This is a genomic window from Nocardia exalbida NBRC 100660 (assembly GCF_000308575.1).
Lineage (GTDB): Bacteria > Actinomycetota > Actinomycetes > Mycobacteriales > Mycobacteriaceae > Nocardia > Nocardia exalbida.
In genome coordinates, this window is sequence record NZ_BAFZ01000049.1 from 15,651 (window position 1) to 37,540 (window position 21,890).

The 21,890-nt window shown below is 70.0% G+C and carries 17 protein-coding genes and 1 pseudogene; 11 read left to right on the forward strand and 7 right to left on the reverse strand.

The window, feature by feature from the left end:
- Positions 1-19: 19 nt before the first annotated feature.
- The 9 genes from ON29_RS11050 (at position 20) to argH (ending at position 9,830) form a co-directional block, all read left to right on the forward strand.
- Positions 20-727, forward strand: coding sequence for an ArsR/SmtB family transcription factor (locus ON29_RS11050; RefSeq protein WP_040866156.1), 708 nt, complete (start codon positions 20-22; stop codon positions 725-727).
- A 135-nt stretch (positions 728-862) separates the two neighbouring features.
- The gene (gene argC / locus ON29_RS11055) at positions 863-1,921 is read left to right on the forward strand and encodes an N-acetyl-gamma-glutamyl-phosphate reductase (RefSeq protein WP_040866120.1); all 1,059 of its coding nucleotides are present in this window, start codon (positions 863-865) and stop codon (positions 1,919-1,921) included.
- Positions 1,918-3,135: a bifunctional glutamate N-acetyltransferase/amino-acid acetyltransferase ArgJ gene (gene argJ / locus ON29_RS11060; protein WP_040866121.1), complete on the forward strand. Its 1,218-nt coding sequence runs from the start codon at positions 1,918-1,920 to the stop codon at positions 3,133-3,135. Before argC ends, argJ begins: the two co-directional genes overlap by 4 nt.
- On the forward strand, positions 3,132-4,067 hold the full coding sequence (gene argB / locus ON29_RS11065; RefSeq protein WP_040866122.1) for an acetylglutamate kinase: 936 nt from the start codon (positions 3,132-3,134) through the stop codon (positions 4,065-4,067). Before argJ ends, argB begins: the two co-directional genes overlap by 4 nt.
- A complete protein-coding gene (locus tag ON29_RS11070) occupies positions 4,064-5,266 on the forward strand; it encodes an acetylornithine transaminase (RefSeq protein ID WP_040866123.1) in 1,203 nt (400 codons plus the stop codon). Before argB ends, ON29_RS11070 begins: the two co-directional genes overlap by 4 nt.
- Positions 5,263-6,207 (forward strand): ornithine carbamoyltransferase, encoded by a 945-nt coding sequence (gene argF, locus ON29_RS11075; RefSeq protein ID WP_040866124.1) that lies wholly within the window; start codon positions 5,263-5,265, stop codon positions 6,205-6,207. The genes ON29_RS11070 and argF overlap by 4 nt, the downstream gene beginning before the upstream one ends.
- Positions 6,189-6,704: an arginine repressor gene (locus ON29_RS11080; RefSeq protein WP_373283866.1), complete on the forward strand. Its 516-nt coding sequence runs from the start codon at positions 6,189-6,191 to the stop codon at positions 6,702-6,704. The genes argF and ON29_RS11080 overlap by 19 nt, the downstream gene beginning before the upstream one ends.
- Positions 6,705-7,044: 340 nt before the next feature.
- A complete protein-coding gene (locus ON29_RS11085) occupies positions 7,045-8,247 on the forward strand; it encodes an argininosuccinate synthase (protein WP_040866126.1) in 1,203 nt (400 codons plus the stop codon).
- 167 nt (positions 8,248-8,414) lie between these two features.
- Positions 8,415-9,830 carry an argininosuccinate lyase gene (gene argH / locus ON29_RS11090; RefSeq protein ID WP_040866127.1) on the forward strand — a complete coding sequence of 472 codons (1,416 nt, stop codon included), beginning with the start codon at positions 8,415-8,417 and terminating at the stop codon, positions 9,828-9,830.
- 27 nt (positions 9,831-9,857) lie between these two features.
- Here the strand turns inward: argH and ON29_RS11095 are convergent, their stop codons facing one another.
- Positions 9,858-11,120 (reverse strand): cytochrome P450 family protein, encoded by a 1,263-nt coding sequence (locus ON29_RS11095; protein WP_157172740.1) that lies wholly within the window; start codon positions 11,118-11,120, stop codon positions 9,858-9,860.
- A 123-nt stretch (positions 11,121-11,243) separates the two neighbouring features.
- On the opposite strand from ON29_RS11095, the gene ON29_RS11100 reads away from it, so the two are divergent.
- Positions 11,244-11,567 carry a DMT family transporter gene (locus ON29_RS11100; protein ID WP_040866129.1) on the forward strand — a complete coding sequence of 108 codons (324 nt, stop codon included), beginning with the start codon at positions 11,244-11,246 and terminating at the stop codon, positions 11,565-11,567.
- A gap of 99 nt (positions 11,568-11,666) precedes the next feature.
- Here ON29_RS11100 and ilvA read toward each other — a convergent pair.
- The 6 genes and pseudogenes from ilvA to ON29_RS11130 form a co-directional block, all read right to left on the reverse strand.
- Positions 11,667-12,886, reverse strand: a pseudogene (gene ilvA / locus ON29_RS11105) (threonine ammonia-lyase).
- Positions 12,887-13,081: 195 nt separating this feature from the next.
- A complete protein-coding gene (locus ON29_RS11110; RefSeq protein WP_040866157.1) occupies positions 13,082-13,432 on the reverse strand; it encodes a hypothetical protein in 351 nt (116 codons plus the stop codon).
- 294 nt (positions 13,433-13,726) lie between these two features.
- Entirely contained in the window at positions 13,727-14,302 is a 576-nt protein-coding gene (gene idi / locus ON29_RS11115) for an isopentenyl-diphosphate Delta-isomerase (protein WP_040866130.1), read from the reverse strand.
- Positions 14,299-15,171: a geranyl diphosphate 2-C-methyltransferase gene (locus ON29_RS11120; RefSeq protein ID WP_040866131.1), complete on the reverse strand. Its 873-nt coding sequence runs from the start codon at positions 15,169-15,171 to the stop codon at positions 14,299-14,301. Before ON29_RS11120 ends, idi begins: the two co-directional genes overlap by 4 nt.
- Positions 15,172-15,212: 41 nt before the next feature.
- Positions 15,213-16,733 (reverse strand): family 2 encapsulin nanocompartment cargo protein terpene cyclase, encoded by a 1,521-nt coding sequence (locus tag ON29_RS11125; RefSeq protein WP_083863367.1) that lies wholly within the window; start codon positions 16,731-16,733, stop codon positions 15,213-15,215.
- A gap of 14 nt (positions 16,734-16,747) precedes the next feature.
- Positions 16,748-18,118: a family 2B encapsulin nanocompartment shell protein gene (locus ON29_RS11130; protein WP_245548905.1), complete on the reverse strand. Its 1,371-nt coding sequence runs from the start codon at positions 18,116-18,118 to the stop codon at positions 16,748-16,750.
- An 819-nt stretch (positions 18,119-18,937) separates the two neighbouring features.
- Between ON29_RS11130 and ON29_RS11135 the strand changes: the two genes are divergently transcribed.
- Complete coding sequence (locus ON29_RS11135; RefSeq protein WP_040866134.1) at positions 18,938-21,889, forward strand: acyl-CoA synthetase; 2,952 nt, start codon at positions 18,938-18,940, stop codon at positions 21,887-21,889.
- The last annotated feature ends 1 nt before the right edge of the window (position 21,890 follow it).

Here is a 21,890-nt window from a genome sequence, read left to right on the forward strand (position 1 = left end):
GGCCCGCCATGATGGTGTGGTGCCGACCAGAGGAACCGAACTGGCGGGCTTGGCCGCACTGCTCGCCGACCGCACCCGCGCCGACATCTGCCTGGCGCTCGTGGACGGGCGGGCCTGGACCGCGGGTGAGCTCGCGCGCCACACCGGCGTCGCGCCGTCCACCGCCACCGAGCATCTGGACCGCCTGCGCGACGGCGGGCTGGTCGTCGAGCACCGGCAGGGCAGGCACCGCTATCTGCGGCTGGCCGGCCCGCAGGTCGCGGAGTTGCTGGAGACCATGGTCGCCCATCTCGGTCCGTCCGCCGCACCGGTCACCGGGCTGCGCACCGCCACCGTCGCCGCCGGGCTGGCCCGGGGCCGCACCTGCTACGACCATCTCGCGGGGCGCCTGGGCGTGGCCGTGACCGACGCCATGACAGCGCGCGGTCTGCTCAGCGGTGACAGTGGTTTCGCCCTCACCGGGTCCGGCGCGGCGTGGCTCACCGGGCCGATGGGCATCGACCCTGCCGCGTTGCGCGCCACGCGCCGCCCGGTGGCGCGGCCCTGTCTCGATTGGACCGAACGCCGAGTCCATCTGGGCGGCTCGGCGGGCGCGCAGCTGTGCCGCCGCCTGAAAGAGCTGCGGTGGATCGAGAGCGTCGGCACCGGACGCGCCGTGCGCGTCACCGCGCTGGGCGAAGCCGGACTGGCGCAAGCGCTGGACATCGACCCGCTCGCACTGCGCTGACCTGCGGCGGCCCGGCTCGGCGGGATGCGGCCCGCCATGCCGTTTGCGCGTGGACCGGGTGGGTATCAGGTCCTCGTGACCAGCTCGCGGCGACCAGGCTGTGAATGAGCTTGCATAGTCATGCATAATAATCACATGGTTGATTCCTCGGTCGGACCCGTCGTTCGGGGCGCGGTAGCCGGTGCCAGCGGGTACGCGGGCGGCGAAGTGTTGCGTCTGCTGCTGGGGCATCCGGCCTACCGAACCGGGCGCCTCGTCATCGGGGCGCTGACCGCGGGCTCGAACGCGGGCACCGCGCTGGGAGAGTTGCAGCCGCATCTGCTGCCGCTGGCCGACCGGGTGCTCGCACCGACCACGACCGCCGAACTGGCCGGACACGATGTGGTCTTCCTCGGCCTGCCGCACGGTCAGTCGGCGGCCATCGCCGCCGAGCTCCCCGAGTCCACGGTGGTCATCGACTGCGGCGCCGACTTCCGCCTCACCGACCCGAAGGCCTGGGAGAAATACTACGGCAGCCCGCACGCGGGCAGCTGGCCCTACGGTCTGCCCGAACTGCCCGGCGGCCGGGAGAAACTGCGCGGCGCGACGCGGATCGCGGTCCCCGGCTGCTATCCGACCGTCGCCAGCCTCGCGCTGGCTCCCGCCGTCGCCGCGGGCATCGTGGAGCCCGCCGTGCACGTGGTCGCGGTGAGCGGCGCCTCCGGCGCGGGCCGCAAGCTGGACATCGGCCTGCTGGGGTCGGAGGTGATGGGGTCGGCGCGGGCCTATGGGATCGCGGGCGCGCACCGGCACACACCGGAGATCGCGCAGAACCTGACGGCGGCGGGCGGCACGGACGTCGCGGTGTCGTTCACGCCGGTCCTCGCGCCGATGCCGCGCGGCATCCTCGCCACCTGCACCGCGCCCACGCGCGTGGACGCCGCGCAGGCCCGCGCCGTCTACGAGAAGGCCTATGCCGACGAGCCTTTCGTGCACCTGCTGCCGGAGGGCACGCTGCCGCAGACCGGTTCGGTGCTCGGCTCCAACGCCGTCACCCTGCAGGTCGCGGTGGACGCCGACGCGGGCCAGCTGGTGGTGATCGGCGCGATCGACAACTTGACCAAGGGCACCGCGGGCGCCGCGGTCCAATCGATGAACCTGGCCCTCGGATTCGAGGAGACCGAAGGACTTTCCACCGTAGGAGTGGCACCGTGACGACAGTCGACATCGCCGACGGCAAGCTGGTCCGGACGCAGGGCGTGACCGCCCCGCTCGGCTTCCGCGCGGCGGGCATCGCCGCGGGCATCAAGGCCAGCGGCAAGCCCGATCTGGCGCTGGTGTTCAACGAAGGCCCGGAGTACCCGGCCGCGGGCGTGTTCACCCGCAACAAGGTGAAGGCCGCTCCGGTGCTGTGGTCTCAGCAAGTGCTGACCGGCAAGCGGCTGCGCGCGGTGATCCTGAACTCGGGCGGCGCCAATGCCTGCACCGGCCCGGGCGGATTCCAGGACACCCACAAGACCGCCGAGGAACTCGCCGCCGCGTTGAGCAATTGGGGCACCGAGACCGGCGCGGGTGAGATCGCCGTCTGCTCGACCGGACTGATCGGCGACCGGCTCCCGATGGACAAACTGCTCCCCGCCGTCACCGAGATCGTGCACGAGATGGGCGGCGGACTGTCCGGCGGCTCGGATGCCGCCTGGGCCATCATGACCACCGACACCGTGCCCAAGGAGGCGGCGTTCCACCACCGCGACAAGTGGAACGTCGGCGGCATGGCGAAGGGCGCGGGCATGCTCGCGCCCTCGCTGGCCACCATGCTGGTGGTGCTCACCACCGACGCCGCGGTGACCGCCGAGCAGCTCGACCGAGCGCTGCGCAACGCCACCGCGCGAACCTTCGACCGGCTCGACGTGGACGGTTCCTGCTCCACCAACGACACCGTGCTGCTGCTGGCCAGCGGCGCCAGCGAAGTCACGCCCGGCCAGGAGGAACTCGACGCCGCCGTGCTCGCGGTCTGCGACGACCTGGCCGCCCAGCTGATGGCCGACGCCGAGGGCGTCACCAAGCGGGTGCTGGTCACCGTGGCGGGCGCGGCCACCGAGGACGAGGCCGTGGCCGCGGCGCGCACCGTCGCCCGCGACAGCCTGGTCAAGACGGCGCTGTTCGGGTCGGACCCGAACTGGGGCCGGGTGCTCGCCGCGGTCGGCATGGCGCCGGTCACGCTCGACCCGAACCGGATCTCGGTGTCGTTCAACGGCAAGCCGGTGTGCATCGATGGCGTCGGCGCGCCCGGCGCCCGCGCGGTCGACCTGTCCGGCACCGACATCGAGGTGCTGATCGAGCTGAACGTCGGACCGGCGAGCGCGAGCATCCGCACCACCGACCTGTCGCACGGTTACGTCGAAGAGAACTCGGCCTACAGCTCATGACCAGTCAGGTGCTGCATTCGCTCTCCGCGCTGGACAAGGCGCACGTCCTGGCCGACGCCCTGCCGTGGTTGCAGAAGTTCCGGGACAAGATCGTCGTCGTGAAGTACGGCGGCAACGCCATGATCGACGATCACCTCAAGCGGGCCTTCGCCGCCGACATGGCGTTCCTGCGCACGGTCGGCGTGCACCCGGTGGTGGTGCACGGCGGCGGCCCGCAGATCAGCGCGATGCTGAAGAAGCTCGGCCTGCAAGGCGAATTCCGCGGCGGCTTCCGGGTGACCACCCCGGAGGTGATGGACGTGGTGCGGATGGTGCTGTTCGGTCAGGTCGGTCGCGAACTGGTCGGCCTGATCAACTCGCACGGCCCGTACGCGGTCGGCATCTCCGGTGAGGACGCCGGGCTGTTCACCGCGACCCGCCGCACCGTCGAGGTGGACGGCGAGCCCACCGACATCGGCCTGGTCGGCGACGTCACCGAGGTGAACCCGGACGCCGTGCTGGACCTGATCGGCGCGGGCCGCATCCCGGTGGTGTCGACCATCGCGCCGGACGCCGAGGGCGTGGTGCACAACATCAACGCCGACACCGCCGCCGCGGCGCTCGCCGAGGGCATCGGCGCCGAGAAACTGGTGGTGCTCACCGACGTCGAGGGCCTGTACACGAACTGGCCGGACCGGTCCTCGCTCACCTCCAGCATCGATACGGCCGCGCTGGCCGAGTTGCTCCCGCGTCTGGATGCGGGCATGGTGCCCAAAATGGAAGCCTGTCTGCGCGCGGTGTCGGCCGGTGTACCGACCGCGCATGTCATCGACGGCCGGGTGCCGCACGCGGTGCTGCTGGAACTGTTCACCGGAGAAGGAATCGGAACGATGGTGACCCCCGCCCCGCTCATCCCGAACGGGTCCGGCGCACCGAACGGAACGAAACAATGAGCACAGCTGAACTGCAGAAGCGGTGGTCCGCCGCGCTGATGAACAACTACGGCACGCCGAAGGTCGCGCTGGTGCGCGGCGCGGGGGCCGTGGTCTACGACGCGGACGGCAAGCGCTACGTCGACTTCCTCGGCGGCATCGCGGTCAACAGCCTCGGCCACGCCCACCCGGCGATCCTGGAGGCGGTCACCCAACAGCTCGGCACGCTCGGGCACGTGTCGAATCTGTACGCCAGCGAGCCGGTCGTCGAACTGGCCGAGCGGTTGCTCGCGCACTTCGGCGACGGCGAGGGCCGGGCGTTCTTCTGCAACTCCGGCACCGAGGCCGTCGAAGCGGCGTTCAAGATCGCCCGGCTCACCGGGCGGCCCAAGATCGTCGCCTGCGAGGAGGCGTTCCACGGCCGCACCATGGGCGCGCTCGCCCTCACCGGCCAGCCGTCCAAGCGCACCCCCTTCGAACCGATGCCGCCCGGCGTCGTGCACGTGCCCTACGGTGACGCCGCGGCACTGGAAGCCGCGGTCGACGAGGACACCGCGGCGGTGTTCCTCGAACCGATGATGGGGGAGAGCGGCGTGGTGGTACCGCCGTTCGACTACCTGGCCAAGGCGCGCCAGATCACGGCGCGTCACGGGGCGCTGCTGGTGCTCGACGAGGTGCAGACCGGCATCGGCCGGACCGGGAAGTTCTACGCCCACCAGGCCGTCGGCATCGTGCCCGACGTGATCACGCTGGCCAAGGGCCTCGGCGGCGGACTGCCCATCGGCGCGGTGCTGGCCAACGGCCGCGCGGCCGATCTGCTCACCCCCGGCATGCACGGCACCACCTTCGGCGGCAATCCGGTGTGCGCGGCGGCGGCGCTCGCGGTGCTGCGCACGATCGACGAGACGGATCTGCTCTCGCACGTCGAGTCGGTCGGCAAGCGGCTCAGCGACGGGATCGAGCTGCTCGAGCACCCGCTCATCGACCAGGTGCGCGGTGCGGGCCTGCTGCTGGGCATCGTGCTCACCGACGAGGTCTCCGCGCACGTCGAGGCGCGGGCGCGGGAGGCGGGCTATCTCGTCAACCCGGCCAAGTCCGACGTGATCCGGCTGGCGCCGCCGCTGGTGCTCACCGAGACCCAGGCGGACAACTTCGTCGCCGACCTGCCGGAAATCCTCGACGCCGCGCTCGCGGACGCGAAAGGGGCTGCGGCGCAATGAGACTTATCAGGCACTTCCTGCGTGACGACGATGTCAGCCCGGCCGAGCAGGCCGAGATCCTCGCCCTCGCCGCCGAACTCAAGAAATCACCTTTCGCGCGGCGCCCGCTCGAGGGCCCGCGCGGCGTCGGGGTGATCTTCGAGAAGAACTCCACCCGCACCCGGTTCTCCTTCGAGATGGGCATCGCCCAGCTCGGCGGGCACGCCGTGGTCGTCGACGGCCGCGACACCCAGCTGGGCCGGGAGGAGACGCTCGGCGACACCGGCCGGGTGCTGTCCCGGTACGTGGACGCCATCGTGTGGCGCACCTTCGAGCAGTCCCGGCTGGACGAGATGGCCGCCACCGCGACGGTGCCGGTGGTCAACGCGCTGTCCGACGAGTTCCATCCCTGCCAGGTGCTCGCGGACCTGCAGACGCTCGCCGAGCACAAGGGCGACCTGACCGGACGCGAACTCGCCTACTTCGGCGACGGCGCCAACAACATGGCGCATTCGCTGCTGCTCGGCGGCGTCACGGCGGGGCTGAACGTGACCATCGCCGCGCCCGCCGGGTTCGAGCCCCAGCCGTGGGTGGTGGAGGCCGCGCGCAAGCGGGCCGCCGAGACCGGCGCCACCGTCACGGTGACCGGCGACCCGGTCGCCGCCGCATGGGGCGCCGATGCGCTGGTCACCGATACCTGGACCTCCATGGGACAGGAGAACGACGGCCTGGACCGAGTCGGTCCGTTCCGGCCGTTCCAGCTCAACGCCGATCTGCTCGCCCACGCCAAGCCGGACGCGGTGGTGCTGCACTGCCTGCCCGCGCACCGCGGCGAAGAGGTCACCGACGAGGTGCTCGACGGGCCGCACAGCCTGGTGTGGGACGAGGCGGAGAACCGCCTGCACGCGCAGAAAGCGCTGCTGGTCTGGCTGCTCGAGCGACGATCCGGGGGAGCGGCGTGACCGAGGTCAGAAGCGGCCCGGCCATCGCGCGCACCCGTGCCGGGCGGCAGTCGCGGATCATCGAACTGCTGTCGGCGCACGCGGTGCGCAGCCAGACCGAGCTTGCGGCGCTGCTCGCGGCCGAGGGCATCGAGATCACCCAGGCGACGCTGTCGCGGGACCTGGACGAACTCGGCGCGGTGAAGCTGCGCGCCGCCGACGGCGGCGCGGGCGTCTACGTGGTGCCCGAGGACGGCAGCCCCGTCCGCGGCGTCACCGGCGGCACCGACCGGTTGTCCAAGCTGCTCGGCGACCTGCTGGTCTCCACCGACGCCAGCGGCAACATCGCCGTCCTGCGCACCCCGCCCGGCGCGGCGCACTACTTGGCCAGCGCCCTCGACCGCGCCGCCTTGCCGTACATCGTCGGCACCATCGCGGGCGACGACACCATCGCCGTCATCGCCCGCGAGCCGCTGAGCGGGGCCGAAGTAGCCACGAAGATCGAACAGCTCGCCTGAGCCGGGCGCGTCCGTGCGACACGCCAATGTTCGCTGAGTCCGCGACGTGCAGCGATAGACAGCCCGATACGCGGTTCGCTCGGCCTGAATCTCGGGCGCTGACCTTCTGGCGGGACGCGCGGTTTCGGCTCCTTTTCGCCCACGGGTAGGCATCGCGAGCGCGAAGGACGGCGGCTGTGCGAGGGTGTAGACGGAGCTGTTGTCCCAGCACAGGGCAACGCCCCACCCGATTATGAATGGGCTTGCATCGTCGTGCATAATCATTTGCAGGACGTGCGGGCCGCTGTGGCGGGAAGCCGGTCCGTATCACGCACACGAACCATCGAGGAGCACACAGAACATGTCCGAGCGCGTCGTACTCGCCTACTCCGGTGGGCTGGACACCTCCGTCGCGATCAGCTGGATCGGCAAGGAGACCGGCGCCGAAGTGGTGGCCGTGGCCATCGACCTCGGCCAAGGCGGCGAGGACATGAACGTGGTGCGCCAGCGCGCCCTGGATTGCGGCGCCGTCGAGGCGATCGTGATCGACGCCCGCGACGAGTTCGCCGAGCAGTACTGCCTGCCCACCATCCAGGCCAACGCGCTGTACATGGGCCAGTACCCGCTGGTGTCGGCGATCAGCCGCCCGCTCATCGTCAAGCATCTGGTCGAAGCCGCGAAGTTCCACGGCGCGAGCACCGTCGCGCACGGCTGCACCGGCAAGGGCAACGACCAGGTCCGTTTCGAGGTCGGCATCGGCGCGCTCGCGCCCGATCTCAACGTGATCGCCCCGGTTCGCGACTACGCGTGGACCCGGGAGAAGGCCATCGCCTTCGCCGAGGAGAACTCGCTGCCGATCAACGTCACCAAGAAGTCGCCGTTCTCCATCGACCAGAACGTCTGGGGCCGCGCGGTCGAAACCGGGTTCCTCGAGGACCTGTGGAACGCCCCGACCAAGGACGTCTACGACTACACCTCCGACCCCACCGTCAACTTCGAGGCCCCGGACGAACTGATCGTCACCTTCGACAAGGGTGTGCCGGTGGCCATCGACGGCCGCCAGGTGAGTGTGCTGGAGGCGATCGTCGAACTGAACAAGCGTGCGGGCCGCCAGGGCGTGGGCCGGCTGGACATGGTCGAGGACCGCCTGGTCGGCATCAAGAGCCGCGAGATCTACGAGGCGCCGGGCGCCCTCGCGCTGATCACCGCGCACCAGGCGCTCGAGCACGTCACCATCGAGCGCGAGCTGGGCCGCTACAAGCGCCAGGTCGAGCAGCGCTGGGGCGAGCTGGCCTACGACGGCCTGTGGTTCTCCCCGCTCAAGCGGGCGCTGGACGCCTTCATCGGCGACACCCAGCAGCACGTGTCCGGCGACATCCGGATGGTCCTGCACGGCGGCTCCGCAGTGGTCAACGGCCGCCGCTCGGAGCAGTCGCTCTACGACTTCAACCTGGCCACTTACGACGAGGGCGACACCTTCGACCAGTCGCTGGCCAAGGGCTTCGTCCAGATCCACGGCCTGTCCTCCAAGGTCGCCGCCCGCCGCGACCTCAACCAGAAGTAGGCACCGGGCGTGCCGGTGCCCTGACACGCACCGGCACACCGACGGCCTGCGCCCGCTGCCTCGAGATGGCATGCCCAGAACCCGAGCGGCATCTTGCGCAGGACATGAACGCAACCCCCCCGGTCACCCGACTGGTACGGCCGGAAAACTCGGAGAGGCGGACGAGCATGAGTGGCGGCACGAACCAAGGCGCGCTGTGGGGCGGGCGATTCGCCTCCGGCCCGGCCGAGGCCATGGCCGCGCTGAGCAAGTCGACGCATTTCGACTGGGCGCTGGCCCCCTACGACATCCGAGCCTCGAAGGCGCACGCGCGGGTACTGCACAAGGCGGGCCTGCTGTCGGACACCGATCTGTCCGGCATGCTGGACGGACTGGACCGCCTCGCGGCGGACGTGGCCTCCGGCGCGTTCGGCCCCGTCGAGTCGGACGAGGACGTGCACGGCGCGCTGGAACGCGGCCTGATCGAACGGGTCGGCGCGGAGCTCGGTGGACGTCTGCGGGCGGGACGTTCCCGCAACGACCAGGTGGCCACGCTGTTCCGGATGTGGCTGCGCGACGGGGTGCGCCGGGTGGCCGCGGGCGTGCTCGCGGTGATCGACGCACTGGTCGAGCAGGCCGCCGCGCACCCGGACGCGGTGATGCCGGGCAAGACGCACCTGCAGGCGGCGCAGCCGGTGCTGCTGGCGCACCATCTGCTCGCGCACGCCCATCCGCTGCTGCGCGACCTCGACCGGCTGCGCGACTTCGACCGCCGGGCGGCGGTGTCGCCCTACGGTTCCGGCGCGCTCGCGGGTTCCTCGCTCGGACTCGACCCGGAGGCGATCGCCGCGGAACTGGATTTCGACGCGTCGGCCGCCAACTCCATCGACGCCACCTCGGCGCGGGACTTCGCCGCCGAGGCCGCGTTCGTGCTGGCCATGATCGGCGTCGACCTGAGCCGGATGGCCGAAGAGGTGATCATCTGGAGCACCCCGGAATTCGGCTACGTCACGCTGGCCGACGCCTGGTCGACCGGCTCATCGATCATGCCGCAGAAGAAGAATCCGGACGTCTCCGAGCTGACCCGCGGCAAGGCGGGCCGGTTGATCGGCAATCTCACCGGCCTGCTGGCCACCCTCAAGGCGCAGCCGCTGGCCTACAACCGCGATCTGCAAGAAGACAAAGAACCCCTCTTCGACTCGGTCGCGCAACTGGAACTGCTGCTGCCGGCCATCGCGGGCCTGGTCTCGACGCTCACCTTCCACACCGACCGCATGGCCGAACTCGCACCCGCGGGCTTCACCCTGGCCACCGATATCGCCGAATGGCTTGTGCGCCAAGGCGTTCCGTTCCGAGTCGCGCACGAGGCGGCGGGCGCGTGCGTGCGCGCCGCCGAGTCCCGCGGCGTCGGCCTCGACGAGCTCACCGACGAGGAGTTCGCCGCCGTCGACCCGGCGCTGACCGGGAAGGTGCGCGAGGTCCTCACCGTCCAGGGGTCCATCGCGTCCCGCAACGCCCGAGGCGGCACGGCCGGTGTTCAGGTCGCGGCGCAACTCGCCGAGGTGCGTGCGGCGGCGGCCGCGGCGCGGGACTGGCTGGGCTGACGCCGGTCGGGAATCGCTGTCGGCAACCTACCCGGTGACAGTGATATCGGCGCCGCTGAACAGCAGATCGCTGCGCCGCTGGCGACCACTGGAATCCGGCAGCAGGTCGGCCTCCGGAACCAGCTCGCGCAACTGCCGCAGAAATACTTCGACGGCCAACGTCGCCATGCTCTTGCCGGGGCACACGTGCCTGCCGAAGCCGAAGGTCAACGGCAACTTGCCGGTCCCGTCCAGGGCCAGGCAGTCGGGGAAGGCGTCCGGGTCACGGTTGGCCGCGGCGAACAGCACGAGCACCGGTCCCGCGGGCAGCCGCGTGCCGCTCGACAGCACGACCGGCGTCCTGGCCTGACGTTTCCACGCCACCAACCCGGGATCCAGTTGCAGGATCTTCGCCGCCACCCGGGTGCCGCCGTCCGGCTCGGCGAGCAGGTCCCACCACACGCGGTCCGGATCACCGAGCAAGCGCTGGACGCCTTGCTGGATGCTGCCGCTGACCGTGTGCACTCCCGCGGCGAGCGAATTCGCCATGGCCGACACCGCGATCCGATGGGAGAGCCCGGCGTCGCGCAGCCTGCGGGCGAACCCGGTCGCCTCGCTGCCCCGGCCCTCCCGCACCGCCGCTCCGCTCACCGTGAACAACCAGCCGAGCGCGCTCACCGCGTCGGCCAGTTCGCGTCCGCGCATCACCCGGCCGAGCAGTCCCGACTGCGCTCCGCTCCAGGCGGCCACCTGCGGCCAGTCCGCGGCGGGCAGGCCGACCGCCGCACCGACGGTCCGGGCCGCGTAGCCGATCGATAACGCGGTCACGTCCAACGGAGCCCCGCTGCGGAACCCCGTATCGCGCACAGCCTCGTGGAAGTACTCGGCCATCGCCGCGGCCCGGGCGGGACGATCGGCCGGGGAGATGGTGAAGTGTCCCGACGGCCCGGCCATGGTGTTCCACACGCGCTTGTGCAACCGGTCGTCGGCCAGGTTGGCGGTAGCCTTCGCGGGCGGCGGGATCAGGTGCCGGACGAACGGCGGGATGGCTCGCGGTGTCGCGGCGATCCGCGCGTAACCCACGAGCGGGTCCAGCGAATTCGCGTTGGAGATGCCGGGCGTGGCCGCCTCCAGCACCTCGCGCGCGTCGGCGTACTTCCAGATCATCCGCAGCCCGGACCGATGCGCATAGCTCGGCTCGGGCCACTCGTGCAATCGCCGATACCGTTCGTCGCGCTCGGCGTACGGCAACTCGTTGCACGTCACCTCATCGAATGGAAAACCGGTCACCGCAACGCCCGAGCTACGCATCGGCCGATCGTATCGACGCGCAGTCCACGGCGACCGGGCCGCGAATCCCCGGGGCTGGGGAGCGGCTGCGCCGGTGGCCGAGTGCCGCTGTGCTTGCCCCGCGACTCTGGCTACGCTGCGAAAATGACCTTGCTCCTGCTCGCCTTGGCCATCGCTTCCGAGGTGACCGCGACCGTTTCGCTGAAACTATCCGACGGATTCGCCAAGCTCGTCCCCTCGATCGTGGTGGTCGTCGGCTATTGCGCCGCGTTCTTCTTCCTGGCCCAGGCGTTGAAGCGGGGCATGCCGATCGGCGTGGCCTACGGCATCTGGTCGGCGGTCGGTGTCGCCGCGATCGCCCTGATCGGCGTGCTGTTCTTGGAGGAGCGGCTCACCCTCGTGCAACTCGGCGGCATCGCACTGGTGATACTCGGCGTACTGGCCTTGGAACTCGGGGGAGCGCACTGACTTCCTAGCGGCGCACTCACGCGACCCGAAGCCGTCTGGGCGACGCGAGGGCGCCGTGTCGCGGGCCGATCAGGTTCGCCCCTGCGGGCGGTATCGCGGTCAATCCGCGGCGCGGACCGCGTATCCCGCGTTCGCGAGGGCGGTGAGTACCTCGTCGCGATGGTCGGAACCGCGCGTTTCCAGCGTGAGCGCTACCTCGACCTCGTCCACCGCCAGCCAGGTCCCGGTGCGCGAGTGCGCCACGTCGACCACGCTGGCGCTGGTCTTGCCGATCACCGCGAGCAGTGCCCCCAGCGCACCAGGGCGATCGGAAATCGTCACCCGCACCGCTAGGTAGCGGCCTGCCGCGCTCAGCCCGTGCCCGATCACCCTGGTCAGTAGCAACGGGTCGATGTTGCCGCCGGACAGGATCGCGCAGACCGGCCCACGCAGGCCGAGTTCCTCCGGCGTGTGACTCATCAGGGCGGCGACCGCCGCGGCGCCCGCGGGCTCGACGATCAGCTTCGCGCGTTCCAGACACAGCAGCAACGCCTGCGACAGGGCTTCCTCGTCTACCGTCACGATGCCCGAAACATGCTGCGCCACGTGGGAGAACGGCACCACGCCCGGTTGGCCGACCGCGATGCCGTCGGCCATCGTGGCCATCCGCTCCACCCGGACGGGCCGCCCCGCCGCCAGCGAGTCCGGCCAGGCAGCCGCTTCCGCCGCCTGCACCCCGATGACGCGCACGTCCGGGGCGAGATGTCGCAGCGCGACCGCGACGCCGGCCAAGAGCCCACCACCGCCGGTGGGTACGAGGACCGTCCCCACCTCCGGCAACTGCTCCGCGATCTCCGTGCCGACGGTGGCCTGACCGGCCACGATATCGGGATGGTCGAACGGGTGGATGAGCGTCGCGCCGGACCGATCGGCGAACTCCAGCGCGGCGTCCAGTGCCTCGTCGATGGTCTCGCCGACTTGGCGGACCTGCGCCCCGTACGCCTTGGTGGCCATCAGTTTCGGCAGCGACGCCCGATCGGCATGAACACCGTCGACGTGAGGCCGAGCGCCGCCGCCGACCACGCGACCCCTTGCGCATGGTTACCCGCGCTCGCGGCCACGACGCCGCGTTCCCGCGCCTCCTGCGGCAGATTCGCGATCCGGTTGTAGGCGCCGCGCGGCTTGAACGAACCGGTGCGCTGCAAGTTCTCACACTTCAGCCACACCTCGGCACCCGTACGTTCGGACAGCACCCGCGAGGCCAGCAGCGGTGTGCGCCGGATCACCGGGGCGAGCAGCCGCGCGGCCGCCTCGATCCGGGACATATCGACCGACTCCATACCGTCATGCTGCCATCCGGCAAGCGGGACCGGAGGCAACCGCTCACGCGCTCGCAGGCCCCGGACCGGATGTGCGGAAGTGTCACCGAACGCGCCGGGAAACGGCGGGGGCGGATCTGCGTGAGTCAGAGCGAGAGTCCGCCCCGCCGCCCCGCCGCACACCGGCCCGCTGCGAGCAGGTGGCGCTCGAACGGGTCAGGCAGCCACCGCGGTGGCGAGCTTGCGCAACTCGGAGTCCGGGTCGGCCACGTCGACCACGAGCCGTGTGACATCAGCGCCCGCCAAGTCGATACGGATGGCGTGCCCGTCGAAGCGCGTGTCCCAGAATTCCTTGCGGCCCTTGCCGCGGAATGTCCCGGCCGCGATCACGCCGGGGAAGAAGGTGCCGGGCGTGCGCACCCACGGCGGGCGGCGGTCGACCCCGGCCACGCCGAGCGCGGTGATGTCGGACAGGTCGAAGGTCAGCTGGTCGCGCAGCGCCAGCAGTTGATGGGTACCGAGTACGTGCACGGTCACCCTCGTTCCGGTGACTTCGAATTCCACCATCACGCACCTCACTTCACCGAGAACTCTTACAACGTCAACGATGCCGAACGGTCCTGGCCACAGCCTGTGCCGTTCCTTTGAGTTCTCTCAGTTTCCGTCCATGGTGTTACAGAAATATGCGCATCTATGGATGTGGCCAGGTCCGGGAGTCAGGGCGACAGAGGCGACTCGAGCCGCAACACAGCAGGGAAGGGAGACCCTCCCGAACTCCGAAGCTGGGCCGAGGCAGCCGCGCGGCCGCAGTCGATGACGCGCTCGACTGCCTCGGACCAGAAAACTGGTGAACGCCGACGATCAGGGGGCTGGGATTCTCCTGCCCTGCGCGTGCTCCGCGACGTCGAGAACACCGGCCAGCCACGGCGTGTAGGCGTCCGGATTGTCGGCCAGCGCGTCCCGTAGCGCGTCCGGGTGAATCCAAGCGAAATCGGCGACCTCGGCCGGGTCCGGACGGGGCGCGCCGATGTCCAGCCGCCCGATCAGGACGTGGTCCCATTCGGACTCGACGCGGCCGGTGCGGAGGTCTGCCGCGTGGTAGCGGTAGATCCCCGCCTCGGTGAGCGCGATGGTCAGGCCCATTTCCTCCGTCAGCCGCAGGCCCGCCGCGGTAGCGACCGGTTCACCCGGTGCGGGGTGGCCGCAGCAGGTGTTGGCCCACAGCGAGGGGAACCTGGTCTTCACCGCTGCGCGCTGCTGCAGCAGCACGCGGCCCGCCGAGTCGAACAGCAACACGGAGAACGCGCGGTGCAGCCGTCCCGGGGCCAGGTGGGCCTCCGCGACCGAGCACGCGCCGACCGCGCGGCCCACGTCGTCGACGAGCTCGACGGGCAGGGCCTCGCGGTCGGTGTGCGGCTGGGCGAGGGCGTCGGTCACCTTCCCACCTTATCGGCGGCTATGAGCAGGTACTGGAAGCTGCCCTCCCGATAGGCGGTCAGGAACGGCTTCTCGACACCCGTGGCGAGCTCGGATTTCGTGCGCAGCTCCCAGTACGGGATGGTCGCCGCGGTGAGGTCGGTCACGGCGATGGGCACCAGGTTGTTCTGGGCCATGGCGCGGAAGTACTCGCTGCGCGGGTGGATCATGCAGCCGTAGTGCGCGTCGATCCAGCTCACCGAGGACGATCGGCCACCGGTCACGTCGTTGGAGCAGCCGGTGATGCACACGTAGCGCCCGCCCGGCTCCAGCAGCCGGGAGAACTCGCGGAACAGATCGAACAGGTCCACGTACATGGTGGTCTCGTTGGTCCAGATGCCGCGCATGGAACCGGACTCGAAGCCGGTGTCCAGCATGTTGCGGAAGTGGAACCCCACCTTGTCCGCGACGCCGCGATGCACGGCCTGGTCGTTGGCGAAGCCCACCTGATACTCGGAGATGGTCACTCCGTCGACCTGACAGCCGAAGCGCTGATTGGCCATGAAGCTGGTGCCGCCGCGGCCGGAGCCGCCGTCCATCAGCCGGTCGCCCGGCCGGACGTCGCCGAGATGGTCGAGCAGGAAATCGGCCTGTGCGGTCTCCAGTCGATGCAGTTCGGTGACGAGACGTTCCTCGCGGGTGTCCTCCGGACCGGTCAGCACCGACAGGTCCGGGTCGCCGATGCCGTAGTGATGGTGATAGAGCCCGTCGACCTCACCGAGTTTGGTGTTGACCCGGTCGTCGTTCGGGTTGTTGTTCCAGTACGCGGCGACAGACTTCTGGTAGCTGGTACGCAGAACGGTCCCGGTCTCCGGGTTGAGCATGGTCATGCGCGATCATCCTCTCTCGGTGCGGTACTGCTTCATTGCTTTCACTGCGGGTCGCGATAGCGTTTGCTGTCGGCGTGCCAGGCGCGGTTTCCTCCCATCCACGCCCACAGGCCGGTGAGGAAGCGGCGTAGTTCCGGCGACCCCGCTGCGGCCAATGGCGCCGCCTCCCGTTCGAACCGGTGCACCAGCTCGTCGTGCACCTCGGCGGTGTGCAGCACGGCCTCGCGGCGCGAGCAGCGCTCCTCGGCGGCGAGGACGGTAGGCAGATTGAACTCCCTGCCGTTGGACAGGTCCTCGCGGGCCATCGAGTACAGGTCGTTGACCATCTGGCTGGCCAGCGCCGCCGTGGTGACGACGCGGCGCACCGCGGGGGCGGTGTACTCCGCGGCCTGCAGCTCGTAGCCGCCCAGCACGTCGGTCGGTGCCATGCAGGGCAGGAAGCTGTGCGGTTGCCGGTTGGTGAGGTACTCCCATACCGGCGGCATCCGCCCGGCCGCGCGCCACCCCGCTTCCGCGCCGAGCGCGATGAACCAGCCCGCGATCTCGGTGCGCAACCGGGCCAGCTGCGCCGGGCGCGCGTAGCGAGCCATATGGTCGAAGGACGTGCGAAACGCGCGCAGGATCGGGTCGGCTTCGAGGGCCGCCTCGAGTTCGGCGACGTAACGCGCGGGGAGGTGGACCGGATCCATGGCCGCGGCGGCCAATTCGAGCCGCGGACCCAACTCCGCCTCGGCGCTGGAGGGGGTGCCGTCGGGAGCCCGGTCGTCGGCATCCTCCTCGCAGTAGTAGTCGTCCACCGACCATTCCGAGACCGCGCACTTCGCCGCCGCCAGCAGGCGATCGGCGTCGTCGCAGTCCGGGTGGGCGAGCATGATCAGCCGGCCGAAATCGGCGTCGCGCAGTTCGTCCAGCCGGCCCTCGTACAGCCCGATCTCTTCGGCCCAGTCCACGATCCCGGTGTTGACCGCCTCTGCGAGCGCCGGATCGTCCCGCAGCGGCGGCGGGCAGTACAGCGGCGGAATCGGATCCGGGCGGTCCCGGTTCACCGTCGCGGTGCCCGGGCCGCTCGGCCCCCGCGGAACAAGTGCGGGACCGCGAGCGGAGTCCGACCCGGTTCGCGGGGCGGGCGCCGTATGCGGGGCCGTGCGTGGTCTTGCGGCGATGCCATGTCGTCCGAGGAACGCCGACGCGGTGCCGAGCCCGGTGGGGCCGGCCGGAAGGCGTGGCGCGGTCGGCGACGGTGTCCGTCCCGCTACCGGAATCGGTCCCGGCGCTACCCCCAGGCCGTCGGTGGCAGCGGCCGGTGTGACGCCGGGCGTCGTGGCACGGTCCGGGCTGCCCGGAAGAAGCAGCGCGGCGGAACCAAGGCCGGACGGGCCGAGCAGCCCGCGAGGCGTCACACCCGATGGTCCATCCGTGGAAGAAACACCGTGCGGCTCAGTTGCTTTCGGCGAGAAGAGCTCGGACGGAGCGGTCGTCCGGGTATTGGTGAGTAGCGCGACGACGGTGGCGGCCACCTCATCGGTGGCATGCGCCGCCGCGGCGCGGGAGAGCACCGACATGCCCATCCCCCCGGTCAGTCGGCCTGCCGGGCGACCAGGACGTTGCCGAGCACGCCGAGGGCATCCGGTACCAGGACGGCCGCCGAGTAATAGCAGCTGACCAGGTAGGAGATGATCGACTGGTCGTCGATGCCCTTGAAGCGCACGTTGAGGCTCGGCTCGTATTCGTCCGGGATCCCGGTCTGGTGCAGGCCGATGACGCCCTGGTCCTTCTCGCCGGTGCGCATGGCCAGGATCGAGGTGGTCTGCGTGTCGCTGATCGGGATCTTGCCGCAGGGGAAGATCGGCACGCCCCGCCATGCGGGAACGCGGTGCCCGTCCACCTCGACCGGGTCGGGGTAGAGCCCCCGCTTGGTGCATTCGCGTCCGAACGCGGCGATCGCCTTCGGATGGGCCAGGAACAATTTCGTGCTGCGCCGCATGCTGAGCAGTTCGTCCATGTCGTCCGGGGTGGGCGCGCCGGACTCGGCGTAGATGCGCTGTTTCAGGTCGCAGTTGTGCAGCAGACCGAAGTCGGGGTTGTTCACCAGGTCGTATTCGCGCCGTTCGTAGAGCGCTTCGATGGTCAGGCGCAGCTGCTGCTCGACCTGGTTCATCGGGTCGTTGAACAGATCGGCGACGCGGGTGTGCACCCGCAGCACGCTCTGCGCGAGGCTGAGTTCGTACTGGCGCGGGGAGGCGTCGTAGTCGACGAACGTGCCTTCCAGCAGCGGCTCGCCGGAGTGACCCGAGGCGACCTCGATGTCCGCCTCGCCTTTGTGGTTCTGCGGACGCGTGGGCGCGGAGGCGACGCGGGAGAGTTGCTCGCGTAGTGCCGGAGCACTGTCGATGTACTCGGTCAGCGATCGCCGCGGGAGGACCAGCATGGTCGTCGGCGTGACCGTCTTGATCGTGACCGGCCAGATCGCCGATGGCTCGGTGAGTATCGTATCGCCGAAGAAGTCGCCGCCACCCAGGATGCCGAGTTTCGTCTGCTCGCCGTACTCACCCGACCCGATCTTGCTCAATTTGCCGTGCACGATCAGCAGAACCTGATCCATCGGATTTCCGAATTCCGCTACCACGGTGCCCGGTTCGAGATCGCGCTGTTCGAAACGGTCTGCGAGGCCGCGCAACACGTCCTCGTCGTCGAATCCGCGCAGCGCCGGAAGCTCTTGCAATTCGAGGGGAATGACCCGAGCGGTGGACCCGTCGATGACGAATTCCACCTCGCCGTTGCCCACCGTGTGGGTCAGGCGGCGGTTCACGCGGTACACCCCGCCGTTGACCTGCGTCCATGGCAGCGCGCGCGTGAGCCACCGCGAGCTGATGCCCTGCATCTGCGGTTCGGATTTGGTGGTGTGCGCGAGCAGGCCGGCCGTGCTGGTACTCAGGCTCTTGCGCACGTTGTTTTCCGTTTGGACTGGCATTTCTATGGTCATGCGTGGTCCTCACCTCGAGACGGCCACCGAGAGATGGTGACGGGTTTTGGGGCAGGGGAAATCGAGAAGTCGTCGATAGTTCAGAGTCGCTGGGTGTTCACATCAAACAGCAGCGGGCATGCCCGCGGAGAGCTCATCGAACGAAATTGCCTACGCGCCACGGCGTTCCAGACGTGTTCGATGGTAGACGCCGAAAGCCGCTGTGCGCAGGAAAATTTCGAAGATCGTCCCGGTGGCCCGCGGATGGTCACGACACGCGGTCGATTCCGGTAACGGCGGGTGGCGGAGCCCGCAATTACGTTCTAGTAGCGAAGAATTAGCTGGCGTGCGGAGCGGTCTCCTGGCCTCCCCGTGGGCGCTCGTCCCGCGCTCATGCCGATCGGTCCGAGAGCCGGGGCGATCCATCGGAGCCGCGCCGGGTGGTCGCCGAGGACGTCGCGTCCGGCCGCCGGAAAGCGATGAGACGTTCGGCCGAAGCCGGGCGTGTAGTGTCGCTCCTCGGTCGAGCCGGGTACGTGATCGCGTCCCCAGTGGACATCGACCCCTATTCGCTACGCGGGAGTCGGCCGAGGCGGACGCGCACGGTTGCGCCGGGCGCCGGCGGCTCGAGCGTTCGCGGGGGTGTGCTCGGGGTCGGGAGGGGAATGCCGAGGGGGAGCCGACCGTGGCAACCTGGCATGCGACGTGTCACAGCGGACACATAATGGACAGGTGGTATGGGAAGCTCGTCTGAACACCTCGCGGTGTGTGATGCGGGTCACGTTCTAGGGTAGGCCAGGAGCGATGGTGAAGTTGAACGCGAATGTTGTGGTGGGCTCGGTGCAGCGGTTGATGGCGACCGCGCAGAACGGCCTGGAGGTCATCCGCTTCGGCGGGCTGACCCACGACGTCGTGTCCTCGCCGTTCGAGGTGGTGGAACGCAGACGCATGTACCGGCTGCGCCATTACTTCCCCGACGACACGACCCCGGGGCGGCCGGTGGCGCTGCTGGTGCCGCCGCTGATGGTCAACGCCGACATCTGGGATGTGAACGCCGAGGACGGCGCGGTCGGGATCCTGCACCGCGGCGGAGTCGACTGCTGGGTGGTGGACTTCGGCTCGCCGGCGAGCGAGGAGGGCGGCTGGCAGCGCGACCTCGCCGATCACGTGCTGGCCGTCAACAGCGCCATCGACACCGTCAACGAGGCCACCGGCTCCGGCGTGCACCTGATGGGTTACTCGCAGGGCGGCATGTTCGCCTACCAGACCGCCGCCTACCGGTACGGCAAGGGCGTGGACAGCATCGTGACCTTCGGCAGCCCGGTCGACATCGTCGCGGGCATGCCGTTCGGGCTGCCCTACGGCATGGTCTCCGACCTCGCCGACTTCCTGGCCGATCATGTGGTCACCCGGCTGCCGATCACCGATTCCATGGTGCGAATCGGCTTCCAGCTGCTCGACCCGGTGAAGACTGCCAAGTCCAGAATCGATTTCCTCCGGCAATTGCACGACCGTGAAGCGCTGCTGCCCAAGGAGCGCCAGCGCCGCTTCCTCAACAGCGACGGCTGGGTCGGTTACGCGGGCCCGGCCGCGGCGGATCTGCTCAAGCAGTTCGTCGCGCACAACCGGCTGATGCTCGGCGGTTTCGTGATCCGAGATCATCCGATCTCGCTGGCCGAGCTGAAGTGCCCGATCCTGGCGTTCGTCGGTGAGGTCGACGACATCGGACAGCCCGCCGCGGTGCGCGGCATCGTGCGGGCCGCGCCGAACGCGGAGGTCTACGAGGCGACGCTGGTCGCGGGACACTTCGGCCTGGTGGCCGGGAGCACGGCCACCAAGCACACCTGGCCGCTGGTGCGGCAGTGGGTCGGATGGATGAACGGCGACAAGCCGCTGCCGCCCGAGATCGTGCCGATGGCCGAGCACGTGGCGAGCAATCGCCCCCGGTCGGCGGCCACCAGGGTGGTGCACACCGCCGCGTCGCTGGCGGAGGCGGGCACCGGCGTGGGCAAGGCCCTCGAGGGCATCGCGAACAGCACGGTGCGCGGTTCGATCGAACTGGCGGGCGAAGCGGCGCGGGCACTGCCCCGGCTGACCCGCCTCGGCATGATCCAGCCGCACACCCGGGTATCGCTCGGCCGGTTGCTCACCGAACAGGCGCGGCGCGCGCCGCAGCGCGACCTGTTCCTGTTCGACGACCGTGTGCACACCAACGAGGCGGTCAACCAACGCATCGACAACGTGGTGCGCGGCCTCATCTCGGTCGGCGTGCGCCCCGCCATGCGGGTCGGCGTGGTGATGGAGACCCGGCCCAGCGCGCTGGCCTCCGTCGCGGCGCTGTCGCGTCTCGGCGCGGTGGCGGTCCTGCTGGCCCCGAACGGCGAACTGAGCCGCGCGATCGAGCTGACCGGGGTGGAGACCCTGATCGCCGACCCGGAGAATCTGCGGCGGGCCGCCGAGACCGGCGCCAGGGTGCTGGTGCTCGGCGGTGGCGACACCAGGGAGCTGGCGCTGCCCACGAGCGACCGCTTGATCGACCTCGAGCAGATCGACCCGGCGCGGGTGCGGGTACCCGCCTGGTACCGGCCCGATCCGGGCCTGGCGCGGGAGCTGGCGTTCGTGCTCGTCACCGGCACCGGCGAGCGGCTGGAGACGAAGTACATCAGCAACCACCGCTGGGCGCTGTCGGCGTTCGGCACCGCGACCACGGCCGACCTCGATCGCAAGGACACGGTGTACTGCCTCGCTCCGCTGCATCATTCGTCCGGGCTGCTGGTCAGTCTCGGCGGGGCGGTCGCGGGCGGAAGCCGGATCGCGTTGGCCCGGTCGCTGGACCCGCAGCGCTTCGCCGAGGAGGTGCACCGCTACGGCGTCACCGTGGTCACCTACACCTGGACCATGCTGCGCGACATCCTCGATGCCGAGGTGTTCCCGGCCGGCCATCGCCATCCGATCCGGTTGTTCATCGGCTCCGGTATGCCCGCCGGGCTGTGGCGGCGCACCGTCGAGCAGTTCGACCCGGCCCGCGTGCTGGAGTTCTACGCCTCGATCGAGGGTGACGTGGTGCTGGCCAACGTGGCCGGAGTGAAGCGCGGGTGCAAGGGCAGGCCGGTTCCCGGCACCGCGAAGGTGGAGCTGGTCGCCTACGACCCGCTCACCGAACGCATCCTGGTGGACGGATCCGGCTTCGCCAGGCGTTGCGCGGACAACGAGGTGGGCCTGTTGATCGGCAAGGCGTCCGACGGCGTCGACATCTCCGCGGGCGGCCTGCGCGGGGTCTTCACGGCGGGCGACTCCTGGATGCCGACGGAGAATCTGTTCCGCCGCGACGGCGACGGCGACTACTGGCTGGTCGACCGCACGGACACGGTGATCCACACCCGGCGCGGACCGGTCTTCGGCCAGCCGATCGTCGACGTGCTCAACGACGTCACCGCCGTCGACATGGAAGTCACCTACGGGCTCAATGTCGGTGACCACTGCCTCGCGGTGGCCGCGGTGAGCGTGCGCGAAGGCTTCCGCCTGGAACCGAAGGATGTCACCGAGGCGTTGCGGGTGTTGGAACCGGACCAGCGGCCCGATCTGGTCTACGTGGTGGACGATATCCCGCGCAGCCCGTCGTTCCGCCCCTCCGCCCGTGCGGTGCAGGCGGCCGAGCGGCCGGAGCCGGGACCGGACACCTGGTGGTACAACCGCGCCTCGGACGCCTACGAGATCCTCACCGAGGACCGAGCGAGCATCCTGTTCGGCGGCTGAC

Coding starts and splice junctions, on each gene's coding strand:
- ON29_RS11135 (WP_040866134.1), top strand. CDS start 18,938: ATGGTGAAGTTGAACGCGAATGTTGTGGTGGGCTCGGTGCAGCGGTTG.
- argB (WP_040866122.1), top strand. CDS start 3,132: ATGACCAGTCAGGTGCTGCATTCGCTCTCCGCGCTGGACAAGGCGCAC.
- ON29_RS11110 (WP_040866157.1), bottom strand. CDS start 13,432: ATGGTGGAATTCGAAGTCACCGGAACGAGGGTGACCGTGCACGTACTC.
- ON29_RS11085 (WP_040866126.1), top strand. CDS start 7,045: ATGTCCGAGCGCGTCGTACTCGCCTACTCCGGTGGGCTGGACACCTCC.
- ON29_RS11100 (WP_040866129.1), top strand. CDS start 11,244: ATGACCTTGCTCCTGCTCGCCTTGGCCATCGCTTCCGAGGTGACCGCG.
- argH (WP_040866127.1), top strand. CDS start 8,415: ATGAGTGGCGGCACGAACCAAGGCGCGCTGTGGGGCGGGCGATTCGCC.
- ON29_RS11125 (WP_083863367.1), bottom strand. CDS start 16,733: ATGTCGGTGCTCTCCCGCGCCGCGGCGGCGCATGCCACCGATGAGGTG.
- argC (WP_040866120.1), top strand. CDS start 863: ATGGTTGATTCCTCGGTCGGACCCGTCGTTCGGGGCGCGGTAGCCGGT.
- ON29_RS11120 (WP_040866131.1), bottom strand. CDS start 15,171: ATGACCATGCTCAACCCGGAGACCGGGACCGTTCTGCGTACCAGCTAC.
- ON29_RS11095 (WP_157172740.1), bottom strand. CDS start 11,120: ATGCGTAGCTCGGGCGTTGCGGTGACCGGTTTTCCATTCGATGAGGTG.
- ON29_RS11070 (WP_040866123.1), top strand. CDS start 4,064: ATGAGCACAGCTGAACTGCAGAAGCGGTGGTCCGCCGCGCTGATGAAC.
- argF (WP_040866124.1), top strand. CDS start 5,263: ATGAGACTTATCAGGCACTTCCTGCGTGACGACGATGTCAGCCCGGCC.